Here is a 12342-nt window from a genome sequence, read left to right as displayed (position 1 = left end):
CCGATCATACTGGTATGGTGTGTACTGCCCTACGGCTTTGCCGCCGGTAATACCTGCACCACGATGCCGGAATACTGCGATGGTGCGTGATACACCCGCTGCGTAGCCTTCTGAAAATCTTCCGACTTTGCATGTGGAATATCCACGAAGGTTTGCGGGTTCAAATCCACCAGCGGAAACCAGGAACTCTGTATCTGCACCATGATACGGTGGCCGCGGCGGAAGGTATGGTTGATGTCCGGCATGCTGTAGCTCAGGTTCTCTACCTTGCCGGGCGTGAACGGCTCGGCTTTTTCAAAGCTGTTGCGGAACTTGCCGCGCAGGGGTTCGCCGCGCACCAGTTGCTGGTACCCGGCCATCGCCAACGAAGGAGGTGGTACGTCATTGAGCTTGTCGTCACTATTTTTGCCGGAAGGATATTCGGACGGATAGACGTCGATCAGCTTGACGACCCAGTCTGCATCGGTGCCGGTGGTGGAAACAAACAAACTGGGCTGGATCGGGCCGGCCAGCGTCACATCCTCTTCCAGCACCTCGCTGCGGTACACCAGCACATCGGGCCGCGTGGAGGCAAAGCGCTGGTCGGATACCATGTACTCCCTCGGCACCGCAGTCGCGGCATAGCCTATGTAAGGAACAGGCTTCTTGGGATCGCTGATATATTCATCATACGCCGGCGCATCCGCAGGCGGCTGCTGCCATGTCAGGCGCCCATTGCCGCCAAGATAAAGCGTGCGCGCCTGCGCCTGTAGCGGCGGCCATGATGCATAGCTTTTCCAGACGTTGGTCCCAGTCTCGAATACCTGTGCCTCCGGCTGCGGACTTGCATTCTCTTTGCCGCCTTTCAGGTATTGCTCAAAAAATGGAAAGACGATGTTCTTGCGATAGTATTCCGCCGTCTTGGAATCAAAGCCGACGTTGCCCAACGATTTGCCGTCATTGCGGGCCCAGCCGCCATGCGACCATGGGCCGATGACCAGGCCGTTATAGATGCCGGGATTGTTTTTCTTGATGGAACGATAGGTCGTCAACGGCCCCTGCACATCTTCCGCATCGTACCAGCCGCCGACCGTCAGCACCGCAGCATGGATGTTCTTCAGGTGCGGCGCGATATTGCGCGTCTGCCAGAATTCATCATAGGTGGAATGCTCTATCGTAGGCACCAGCAATGCACGCTGCTTGTCCGTCAGCTTGCCGGTAATGTTTTGCAAGGTTTGCTGCCCCAGGAAAAACTCATAGCCGTCTTCAGTGCCGTAGTCGAATTCTTCCCAGCGGCGCGGTAGCGGAGTCGGATTTTTTTCCTCGTTAAACGCCGAGTAGAAATCAAAATTGGCCGCCAGCATGAAAGCGCCGCCATGGTAGGAATCGTCGCCCATGAACAGGTCGGTCACGGGCGCCTGTGGCGATGCAGCCTTGATCGCAGGATGGGAGTCGATAATGCTGGCAGACGTATAGAATCCGCCGTAGGAGATGCCCCAGATGCCGACCTTGCCGTTATTGTTCGGCACATTCTTCAGCAGCCACTCCACGGTGTCGTACATATCCTGGCTTTCATTGCCCTCGCCCTGCTCCGGTCTTGCCTTCAGGTGCGGCGTCATTTCCTGCCAGCGGCCTTCGGACATATAGCGCCCGCGCACATCCTGGCTGACAAAAATATAGCCGCTTTTCTCAAACTCCCGCGAAGGTCCAAGGGCGGCAGGATAATAGCCCACGCCATAATGCGACTGCCCCTGGTCCTGCACCCCGACACCGTAAGGCGTGCGGCTCATCAGGAAAGGATAGCTCCTGGAGCCGTCCTTGGGCACATAGACGGCGGTAAACAACTTTGTGCCGTCACGCATGGGGATGCGGTATTCATACTTGGTGTAGTGCTCACGCAATCCGTATTTGGGTTCATCGCCGGAGTCGGCGGCAGCGGCGGCAGTAGCTGCGCCAGCCTGTGCCGAGGTACCGGCCAGCACAGGTGAAGACAGCAGAAACAAGGAAAGTGGAAAAGCAGAAAACAGGGAAAAGGAAAGCTTGCGGAATCGAACCATGGCTTTTTCGGTTTTTTACGGAGACGGACATCAGATGAATTACGCCCCACTTCATGATGAGCGGGGCGCAGGCTTATTCCCAAAATGGGGCAACAAGCGACTATAGACAACAAATTGCCGTTTTCTATCCCGGCTTTTTGCTTTATTTTGGCTTATTTTTACGATAAATCTCGGGGCGGGACTTATTTCTCTGTTCGTAGACGGTCTTGGCATCGTGCACAGCGCGTTCCTGGGTTCGCATCGCAGGATCGTCGTCATGCAGGCTGAAGTAATCGGCAGCCTGCGCGCGCATCACATATTTGATCGCAGCTTCGTCGGACAGTTTGTACATTTCCGTCAGCAGCGTCGTTACTTCATCAAGGTATTCTTCGTAGGTCATTCTTTACTCCATTATTAATTGCCATAGCCTTATACCCGCGCCGCGCGGCGGGCAAGCTCGTCTTCTGCTTCCCGGCGGGCGATTTCCATTTCCCGCAGTACCGCGCCGACATCCGCCGGACGCTGGTCCAGCTTGACGCGGCCGGTCAGCACACTGTCCGGCTGCAGCAGGCCTGCCACATACAGTTTCCAGATCTCCTTGCCGTACTGGCTGGCGGCAAGCTGCGGCACAAACTGGCTGAAATAGGTAGCGAGGTTGGCAACGTCGCGCTCCAGCATCATTTCGGCACTGGTATTGCCGGCTGCATCCACTGCCTGCGGCAAATCGATGATGACGGGCCCATGCTCGTCCACCAGGATATTATATTCGGACAAATCGCCGTGAATGACGCCGGCGCACAGCATCAGCACCACTTGCCTCAGCAATTGCGCGTGGTAGTCCAGCGCCATGGCTTCGCTGAGTTCCACATCGTTCAGGCGTGGTGCGGCATTGCCGGCGGCGTCGGTCACGAGGTCCATCAGCAACACGCCTTCAAAGCAGATGTAGGGGCGCGGCACGCGCACGCCTGCCGCTGCCAGCTTGTACAGGGCATCGACTTCGGCGTTCTGCCAGACTTCTTCCTGCATCTTGCGGCCGTAGCGAGTGCCCTTTTCCATCGCGCGCGCCTGACGGCTGTTTTTTACCTTGCGGCCTTCCTGGTAAGAGATGGCCTGCTTGAAACTGCGCTGGCTGGCTTCTTTATAGACTTTGGCGCAGCGGATTTCTTCGCCGCAGCGGACCACGTACACAGTCGCTTCCTTGCCGCTCATCAGTTGGCGCAGCACTTCATCGATGAGGCCTTCATCCACCAGCGGCTGTATTCTTTTTGGGATTTTCATTGAAAATGTTGACTTCGAAATAATCCGAAAATGTGCGGACAACGGAGTGTATCAAGATATGCTGTCGCGCAGGGGTAATTAGACCGCCGTTAAGCTGTATTCCCTGCTATAAAGGCGGGATAATTGCATTACCTGCAGCAAACCGCTACCGGTAATGCATCTACTGTATCCATATAAATGATTAATCCCATTCCCGAAAGTGAAATCGAATTGACCGCCATCCGCGCCCAGGGCGCCGGCGGGCAGAACGTCAACAAGGTATCCAGCGCCATCCACCTACGGTTCGACATCGCGGCCTCGTCTTTGCCGGAGCATATCAAGGAAAGGCTGCTGGCCTTGAACGACCAGAGGATTACCCGGGAAGGGGTGATCGTCATCAAGGCGCAGACCCAGCGCAGCCAGGACCGGAACAAGGAAGAAGCCATGCTGCGCCTGCAGGAGCTGGTGGACAGCGTCGCCACGCTCCCCAAGGTACGGAGGCCGACCCGGCCCACCCGCAGCTCCCAGACGAGGCGTCTGGACGGAAAGAGCAGCCGCGGGGCTATCAAAGCCATGCGCGGGAAAATTTCCGACTGAATCTGTGGCCGGGTTCCACATTCGGCGTCAGCCAGGCTTGCCGGGATGGCGTTCGGTTAAAAATACGCGCATGATGGTGAATTGAACGCTGAAATTCACTATAAAGCCCGTCAACGCCATGCTGGAAAGCAAACTGCCTGAACTGGTAGAACTGGAACGCCTGATTGACAAGGCTGCCCAGGCTTCAATACCGCTGGAGGTCCGCTCGGAATGCGAGATTCCGATGCAGGGGCGCGCGTTGCCGGTGTACTCGCTGGCATTGGGCAATCCCAGCCCCGACGTGCCGGCAGTAGGATTTTTCGGCGGCATCCACGGGCTGGAACGGATAGGCACGCAGGTGCTGCTGAGCTTTCTCAGCGGCCTGCTGGCCCGCCTGCGCTGGGACCACCTGCTGCACCAGCAACTGGACAAGGTCAGGCTGGTGTTCATGCCGCTGATCAATCCCGGCGGCATGTGGCTTTCATCGCGCAGCAACCCGCAGGGGGTCGACTTGATGCGGAATGCGCCGGTGGAGGCGATAGACAAGGTGCCTTTCTTGCTGGGAGGCCAGCGGATCAGCCCTCGCCTTCCCTGGTTCCGCGGGGCTGCCGGCATGCCAATGGAGATCGAGAACCGTGCGCTGTGCAGGGTCGTGGAAGGCGAACTGCTGGTACGCAAGTTCAGCATCGCGCTGGATTGCCACTCGGGTTTCGGCCTGAGGGACCGTATCTGGTTTCCGCATGCGCATACCATAAGGCCGATTGCGCACCTGCCGGACATCTGCGCGCTGGAAGACCTGTTCAGCCAGACCCATCCCAACCACAATTACGTTTTTGAACCGCAAAGCCGCCAATACTTGACGCACGGCGACATCTGGGACTACCTGTACCTAAGGTCCTCACATGACGCGGAGCAGGTATTTTTGCCGCTGACGCTGGAAATGGGTTCCTGGCTATGGGTCAAGAAAAACCCGCGCCAACTGCTGTCCCTGCAAGGCATGTTCAACCCTGTCGCGAGGCACAGATTGCAGCGGGTATTGCGCAGCCACACGGTATGGCTGGATTTCCTGGCCCGCGCCGCTTGCGGCCACCAGAACTGGCTGCCGCGAGGGCTGGAAAGGGACAGGCATGAGCAACTTGCGTATGCGCGCTGGTACCCTGCAGCGCAACGCTTTTGAGCATATTATTTGCGTATAGTTCGCTAATTTACGAGAATTTACATGCATCGTGTATCGCAGATAAACAATTGGTAACAAGCTGTAAATCGGCCCTGCACACTAATATTTCCGAACTACACTACAATATGAGCAGGTAGTACATATATAAAAATCAGTTTTTGAGAGGTTGATCATGAAGTGGATTAAAGCAAGCTTGCTGGTGCTCGTTGCCCTGGGCTCAGTGACAGCTGGTTCTGCATGGGCAGATCGTGGACATTTCGGCGGATACCGTGGCGGCTATCACGGCGGCTATCACGGCGGCTATCATGGCTGGGGAGGTCCGCGCGTCGGCTTGGGCCTGTATCTGGACCCGTTCCCGCTGTTCTACGGCCCGGCCTACTACGGCCCCGCCTATTATCCTTCCTACTCGGAAGTGGTCGTCAGCCCGGCGCCAACCACTGTCTATGTGCAGCCTAGCGCTACCATCAGCGGGCCGTCCTATTCCGACAACGCCGGCGGTTCGCAGCCTGGCCAGTCCAACGACTGGTACTATTGCCACAAACCGGATGGCTACTATCCTTCGGTAAAAACATGCCCAAGCGGCTGGCAGCGCGTGCCGCAAACGCCGGTTGACGCACCAAGGTAAGCGGCCTCATGAAAATATCCCGTTGGCCGGGATGACAAAAAAGGGAGCGTTGAACGCTCCCTTTTTATTTGCCCTGCGACATCAGCTTGTCAAGACTATCTGCTTCTTAAGGCTATTATTTGCACTTACTTGCTGACCACTTCGCGTATGGTAGCAGCCAGTTCTTCAGCAACGAATTTTGCCACGTAGGCATCTGCGCCTACGCTGCGGACATGGTCTTCATTAGTGGAGCCCGACAACGATGAATGGATCACCACCGGCAGGAATTTGAATCGCTCATCCTGCTTGATATTGCGTGTCAGCGTGAAACCATCCATCTCCGGCATTTCCAGATCTGTCAGCACCATGGCCACTTTGTCGCGTACGGTCTTGCCTTCGGCAATTGCCGCAGCGGAAATGGATTGCAACTTTTCCCATGCTTCCTTGCCGGTCTTGGTCATCACATAGGGCGCGCCCATCGCAGTCAGTGCCTGCTCTATCAGCCCACGCGCTACAGCCGAATCGTCCGCTGCAAGGATCACGGTGCCCGGTTTCAGCAGCAGTTTCTTCATGTTGGCAGCATCCACTTCCTTGCCGTCGCTAGGCGTGATCTGGCGCAGTATCTGTTCCACGTCCAGCACCTGGGCCAGACGCGTATTCTCGATGTCGCCATCCAGACGGGCGATACTGGTGACCATGCCGCCGCCGGCGCCGCTGGCCTCTGCCGACAACACCTGGCTCCAGTCCAGGCGTACGATTTCCTCGACGGACTCCACGGCAAAACCCTGCGTGGTGCGTGCATATTCAGTAACAAGCATGATATTCAGGCCGGTTTTAGGCTTGCAACCGACGACCGAAGGCAGGTCCACCACGGGAATGACCTGGCCGCGCAGGTTGACCACGCCCAGCATATGCGGCAAGGCGCCGGCAACTGCGGTAATGGTGGGCATGGCAACAATCTCGCGAACCTTGAACACATTGATGCCAAACAATTCAGAGCGGTCGCCGGTCGCATCGGCACCCAGCCGGAACAGCAGAAGCTCGAACTTGTTGGAGCCGGTCAAATTGGTGCGTTCATCCACTTCTTGTTGTACTGTGCTCATATTCTATCTTTCCGGGTGAAGTCGGTTGATCTGCAGATTCTGGTCCAACATTTGCAACATTTGCCAGTTCTATCCCTGCGGCAAGTTGTCCCATTATCCTATTTTATGACGCGATAACAAGGGGTATATGCTTTTCCGGGCAGTTTCATGCGGTTTTGCGCAACAAACGATGCCAGCAATGCATCCATGGATTCCATGATGTTAACATCGCCGCAAATTTCAAAGTGGCCGAACTTCTCTATCGCGCGTATCCCCTGGTCTTTGACGTTGCCGGTAACGACACCGGAAAACGCCCTGCGCAGATTGGCCGCCAGCAGGTGGCTGGGCTGGTTTTTATGCAGTTCGAGGTTGCGCATGTTGTCGTGCGTCGGCTCGAACGGCTTCTGGAACTCGGTATCGATCTTCAGCATCCAGTTGAAGTAATAGGCGTCGCCGGTCAGTTTGCGGTATTCACGCACCTGCTTGATGCCGGCGTGCACTTCCTGCGCTACCCGGACCGGATCGTTGATGATGATCTTGTAGCGCCGCTGCGCCTCCACGCCCAGCGTATCGCCGATGAACTGGTCGATCTGCCGGAAATAATCGGCTGCGCTTTCAGGCCCGGTAAAGATCAGCGGGAAAGGCATGTCGGCATTGTCTGGATGCAGCAATATGCCGAGTACATACAGGATTTCTTCCGCCGTCCCCGCGCCGCCCGGGAATACAACGATGGAATGCCCGATGCGGACAAAGGCTTCCAGACGTTTCTCGATATCCGGCAGGATGACCAGGTCGTTGACAATCGGATTCGGCGCTTCGGCGGCGATGATGCCGGGCTCGGTAATACCCAGGTAGCGCCCCGTGCTGATGCGCTGCTTGGCATGGCCTATCGTGGCACCCTTCATTGGTCCCTTCATCGCGCCCGGCCCGCAGCCGGTGCAGATATCCAGGCCGCGCAGGCCCATCTGGTAGCCGACTTCCTTCGTGTAGTCGTATTCGGGGCCGGAAATCGAGTGTCCTCCCCAGCATACGACCAGATGCGGATTGACCAGCGGGCGGATCGCATTGGCATTGCGCAGGATGTGGAAAACGGCGTCGGTGACGCCTTCGCTGGTCTCCAGATTAAACTTGGGATTGGAGGCGATCTCGCCGTTGACGAAAACGATGTCGCGCAGCACCGCAAACAAATGTTCCTGTATGCCTTTGATCAGCACGCCATCTACGAAGGCGATGGCGGGCGCGCCCTTTACGTCCAGCTTGATGCCGCGCTCGCGCTGTATGATGCTGATGTCAAAGGTCTTGTAGCGCTCCAGTAGTTCCTTGCCGTCGTCCAGGCCGCTGCCCACGTTGAGCACCGCCAGCGAGCAGTTGCGGAAAATATTATATAAACCGCCATGGCTGGTATCCAGCAGTTTGGCCACTTCCGCCTTGGACAGTACATCCATGCGCCCTTCCGGCGATATCTGGGTATCGATTACTTCATATTCCATAAATCGCAATTTCCTCGCTTGTCCGTTAAAAAAGCAAAAGGCGACCCTTGATAGCGTCGCCATTGCCAGAAGCCCTCATTACGTCAGCCGCAGTGCGGCGCTCATCCACAGTGTAAATCTAAAAAACAATAATATCTACTGCCTTACCGCTGTCATATTGATCAGGCTGCAGGCGCCAGCAGCTCCAGCGCGCCATTGATCTCTTGCTGCGATTTGTTGGTCGACAGCCGCAGCTCGTGATTCAGGATGACTTTTTTAGGGTCCGCCTTCAGCGTGCACAGCAACAGGTCCGGCCATGCATGCGCTTCGCCGAACAGGCCTACCCAGCCGTTGCGGCCGGCGTGCTTGACGGTGTACAGCGCAATGTCGGCAATATCGACGACATCCTGCCAGTTGATCGCCTTCGGCTGGCTGGTGACGAACGGGTAGCAGGCAAAGCCGACCGAGCAGGTCTGGTTCAGCTGGGTGTTTTCATCTATCGTAAATGCCTGCTCTGCCACCACCGCGCACACGCGGGACGCCAGCTCATCCGCCCGTTCGCGCGAAATACCGCGGGCGACGATCAGGAATTCTTCACCGCCCCAACGGATCAGGTAGTCGGAATCGCGGAATACTTGCTGCAGACGTTGCCGGATCTGCACCAGGATGGCATCGCCGGCAGCATGGCCGTGCTTGTCGTTGACCAGTTTGAAGTGATCCAGGTCCACCAGGAACATCAGCAGGTCGGCGTCCTTGGGAGCCGCCGTGCCGCTGGCCATGCTGTCCTGGTAGCTGCGCACGCTGATGGCAACGTCGGCCTCGATATTCTGCGCCAGGAAGCGGCGGTTGCGCAGGCCCGTCAGCGGATCGGTGAGGCTGGCGTCTTCCAGCTCGCGCAGCGCCTGTTCCAGTTTCTTTTTTGTCTCCTGCAAATCGCGGTGCGCATTCGCATTGTCCAGTGCGATGGCGCCGTACGCACACAGCGTGCGGAAGATCAGGCGCTGGCGCTCGCCGTAGGCATCCTGGTTGCCCGACTTGATCGACATTGCGCCCAGCACGCGCTCACCGACGATCAGCGGGCCGAACAGAGCCGTACGAATCTGGATGGTATCGGTGGAATTTGCCAGGTCATCGGGCGCGGTATTGGCGGCATCCATTTCCAGCAGTATTTCTTGCCATTCAGCAATGCAACGCCTTGCGTTATACGCATCCCGGTAGGCGGCAGCATTGTAGTCGGCCACAACCATGCCGTTTTCTACATGGTGGCACAAGTCCAGCGCCTTGCCGTCCGGTCCCAGTAGCCAGATCGACAGATGCGAAGCGTCCAGCAAGGTGCCCAGATGGCGGTGCAAGGCATTGCAGACATTTTCGGGATTCAGGTTGGCCGTCAGCTCCTGGCCTATCTTGCTCAGCAAGTCCAGCGTGTGCGACGTCTCGGTCAGCGTGGCGGCCAGTTGCTGATGGTGTTCGGCAGCGGCCTTGGCCCTCTCTGTCTCATGCCGCACCCGCATCAGCGTGGCCCAGTTGCTGGCCTGCTTATTGCGCTCGCGCTGGTCGGCGGCGATGGCGAGTTTTGCATATTCAAAGGCCTGCTTGCCGTCGCCAGCCTTGGACCAGGCTTCTCCCAATGCCAGCAGCAGCTTGGAAGGCGCCAGCCAGCCGTCTATGCCGGAACCTGCGCGCAGTGCTTCCTCCAGAAAATGCAGCACCGGATTCGGCAGGCTCATCCTGGCCGGCAGCGGCAGCACATGCCGCGCATGGATTTCAGCCAGCGCCTCCCGCAGATCGATGCCCAGCACAGCGCAGGCAGGCTCCATAATCAGGCCGCGTGCCTCATCGATGGCTGCCAACGCCTCCTCCGCCTTATCGGCGGCAGACAAGGCCCTGGCCTGGCAGATCAGGTGTTCGGCGAGGCTATTGCGAGAACCTGCTTCACGATACAAGGCAATGGCGATGTTGAACATGTCGGCGGCTTCGGCCGGCTTGCCGCGCTCCAGCAGCGTATGCGCCAGTTCGCCATGGGCGACGGCCTTGCTGACGCCGCTCCTGGTATCGGCGAACCCTTGCAGCGCTTCCGTCAGCACCACCTGGCTTTGCTCTAGTTGTCCCAGGTGCCGCAGCAACTCGCCTAGCCGCATCAGGCTGAAACCGATCAGCGCCGGCCAGCCTGTCTTGCGGGCACGGGAAGCGGCCCAATCGTAACAGGCGGCTGCTTCATCGAAATCGCCGAGCTTTTGCAGCGCTGCGCCGGCATTGGCGGCAGCCATGATGGCCAGGCGGATCAGGCCGGCTTCGCGCGCTAGTTCGCTGGAATGGTGGAACAGGATCGCGGAACGCGTCAGCTCCGGAGAAAACAGCGTCTCGCCCCTGGCGGCAGTAATCAGCGCTTCCAGCGCGGGATGCCGGGGTTCAGAAGTATCGGCCTGCAACTGCTGCAAACCTTCGGATGCTGCATGCGGATTTGAAAACGACTCCAGATATAAATGCCAGGCCTGTGCCAGCAATTGACTGAGTGCTTCGCCGGACCGTTCATACCGGATTTCTGCCTCTCTCGCGGCGCGCATCGCCCTTTCCATCTGTCCCTGCTCAAGTGCTGCCACAACCTCGCCCAGAAGCGCATCGCCTTCGCCAACGATATCGTTGACGGCGCTGAAGCCTGTGCGGGCTTCCAGCAACAAGATTTCAGCCTTGTCGAATTCGCCGAACAAGGCTGCGATCTCGGCACGGCTCAGCGACAGCCGCGCGCGCACCGCGCGCCGCTGGTCCGGCATCAGCGAACTGATGCGCAGCAGCGTCTCTGCCTCATCCAGTAATTGCAACGCAGTCCGGCTATCGCGCTGGCGCAGGTGCCAGGCAGTAGCCGCAAGCAAATCCAGCCGCGCCGCCCCGGTGAGGGTCGCAAGCTCAGCTTGTAATCGTTCTACTTCCTCGTCTAGGGCGTACAAATACATGGGGCGCGAAATCAGTGCAGACAAGCGACTTATTATGCCCGTAATCTGTGACAGTTTTGTTGTTGACTGGAATTATCTTTACATCATGAGCGTTCATACTAATTTTTGTTTGGAAAATTTGCCTGAACCCACGCTTTTCTTTAAATTTCGCACGACTGTTTTGGTGGTTCCGCCCTGCGCCATCTCCAGCAAATGCATCGCGCACTGTTGCAAGGCGGCACGCAATTCCGGTGGATGCTGTATCTCAAACGAAAACGGCAACCTGGCCAGTTCCCGTGCATACCAATGCAGGTCCCCGGCCTGGCTATGCAAGATCACTCCATCGTCGCCGGCTTCCAGCACGCCCAGCCACTCAAACATTTCCTCCTTGATCGTTTTCAGGTCGCTTCTCAGCAAAACCCGGATCGTGAAAGCACGCGGCATTGTTGCGATGGAGAAATTCAGGTGCGCCAGTGCATCAAAATCCGCAGGCCGTTCAAAATGCCTGTGCAGCACACTCACGCGAGCAATCCTGTCCAGCCGGAACGAACGCAGGTCTTGCCGCAGATGGCACAGGCCGAGCACATACCATGATCCGTTCTGGTAGGCGAGCGCATACGGATCAAGTTCCCGCTCCGTCAACTCGTTCGACGCAGAAGCGTATTGCATGTACACCCGCTGCCTCATCTGGGCAGCGCTGCTCAGGCTGGCCAGCGCATCGTTATTGCCGGGCGCATTCGGCTGCGGCAAATCCAGCTTGACGGTTTCATGCACGGCCCTGATCCTTTTTTCCAGGCCGGGCGGCATGACCCTTTCCAGTTTCGCCTGCGCGCTGGCGACCGCGGGAGCGGCCTCGGCCAGCCCCAGCTTGCGCGCCGCCAGCAGGCCTATCGACAAGGCCAGTGCTTCATCGTCGCTGAAGATCATCGGCGGCAGCTTGTATCCGGCCACCAGCGCGTAACCGCCATGCCTGCCACGCTCGGCGGTGATGGGGATGCCAAGCTCCTCCAGCATGACGATGTAGCGGCGCAAAGTGCGCCCGTCCACTTCCAGCCGCGCTGCCAGTTCGGCGCCGCTCATGCGCCCATTGCTTTGCAGCAGTTCGAGCACGGTCAATACACGCGTGGTAGGTCGGTAAGTTCGCATGCTGCGATCATACCAAGTTAATAGGGCAGGAATAGACCTAATCTGGAAGCGGCGATAAAAGCTTGCGATAACTTCGGCATGCGATT

At 57.8% G+C, this 12342-nt stretch carries 10 protein-coding genes; 3 read left to right on the top strand and 7 right to left on the bottom strand.

Going from position 1 to position 12342, the window contains the following annotated elements; all coding sequences use genetic code 11:
- Positions 1-29: 29 nt before the first annotated feature.
- The 3 genes from ACO0LO_RS06435 to ACO0LO_RS06425 all read right to left on the bottom strand — a co-directional run bounded on the left by ACO0LO_RS06435 (position 30) and on the right by ACO0LO_RS06425 (position 3293).
- Positions 30-2036: a CocE/NonD family hydrolase gene (locus ACO0LO_RS06435; RefSeq protein WP_422963366.1), complete on the bottom strand. Its 2007-nt coding sequence runs from the start codon at positions 2034-2036 to the stop codon at positions 30-32.
- 142 nt (positions 2037-2178) lie between these two features.
- Positions 2179-2415 carry a hypothetical protein gene (locus tag ACO0LO_RS06430; RefSeq protein WP_422963365.1) on the bottom strand — a complete coding sequence of 79 codons (237 nt, stop codon included), beginning with the start codon at positions 2413-2415 and terminating at the stop codon, positions 2179-2181.
- Between the two features lie 29 nt (positions 2416-2444).
- The gene (locus ACO0LO_RS06425; RefSeq protein ID WP_422963364.1) at positions 2445-3293 is read right to left on the bottom strand and encodes a PA4780 family RIO1-like protein kinase; all 849 of its coding nucleotides are present in this window, start codon (positions 3291-3293) and stop codon (positions 2445-2447) included.
- A 177-nt stretch (positions 3294-3470) separates the two neighbouring features.
- Between ACO0LO_RS06425 and arfB the strand changes: the two genes are divergently transcribed.
- The 3 genes from arfB (at position 3471) to ACO0LO_RS06410 (ending at position 5650) form a co-directional block, all read left to right on the top strand.
- Positions 3471-3869, top strand: a complete 399-nt coding sequence (gene arfB, locus ACO0LO_RS06420) for an alternative ribosome rescue aminoacyl-tRNA hydrolase ArfB (protein ID WP_422963363.1) — start codon at positions 3471-3473, stop codon at positions 3867-3869.
- A gap of 118 nt (positions 3870-3987) precedes the next feature.
- The gene (locus ACO0LO_RS06415; RefSeq protein ID WP_422963362.1) at positions 3988-5025 is read left to right on the top strand and encodes a M14 family zinc carboxypeptidase; all 1038 of its coding nucleotides are present in this window, start codon (positions 3988-3990) and stop codon (positions 5023-5025) included.
- A gap of 172 nt (positions 5026-5197) precedes the next feature.
- Positions 5198-5650 (top strand): hypothetical protein, encoded by a 453-nt coding sequence (locus tag ACO0LO_RS06410; protein ID WP_422963361.1) that lies wholly within the window; start codon positions 5198-5200, stop codon positions 5648-5650.
- 125 nt (positions 5651-5775) lie between these two features.
- On the opposite strand, the gene ACO0LO_RS06405 is transcribed toward ACO0LO_RS06410, so the two are convergent.
- From ACO0LO_RS06405 to ACO0LO_RS06390, 4 genes are all read right to left on the bottom strand, one after another.
- A complete protein-coding gene (locus ACO0LO_RS06405; RefSeq protein WP_422963360.1) occupies positions 5776-6732 on the bottom strand; it encodes a chemotaxis protein in 957 nt (318 codons plus the stop codon).
- Positions 6733-6830: 98 nt separating this feature from the next.
- Positions 6831-8201: a nucleotide 5'-monophosphate nucleosidase PpnN gene (ppnN, locus tag ACO0LO_RS06400; protein ID WP_422963359.1), complete on the bottom strand. Its 1371-nt coding sequence runs from the start codon at positions 8199-8201 to the stop codon at positions 6831-6833.
- 161 nt (positions 8202-8362) lie between these two features.
- On the bottom strand, positions 8363-11155 hold the full coding sequence (locus tag ACO0LO_RS06395) for a diguanylate cyclase domain-containing protein (protein ID WP_422963358.1): 2793 nt from the start codon (positions 11153-11155) through the stop codon (positions 8363-8365).
- A gap of 69 nt (positions 11156-11224) precedes the next feature.
- Entirely contained in the window at positions 11225-12256 is a 1032-nt protein-coding gene (locus ACO0LO_RS06390; RefSeq protein WP_422963357.1) for a helix-turn-helix transcriptional regulator, read from the bottom strand.
- Between the last annotated feature and the right edge of the window lie 86 nt (positions 12257-12342).

It is taken from the genome of Undibacterium sp. TJN25 (assembly GCF_049339885.1).
GTDB lineage: Bacteria > Pseudomonadota > Gammaproteobacteria > Burkholderiales > Burkholderiaceae_D > Undibacterium.
This window is presented reverse-complemented; position numbering and strand designations above follow the sequence as displayed.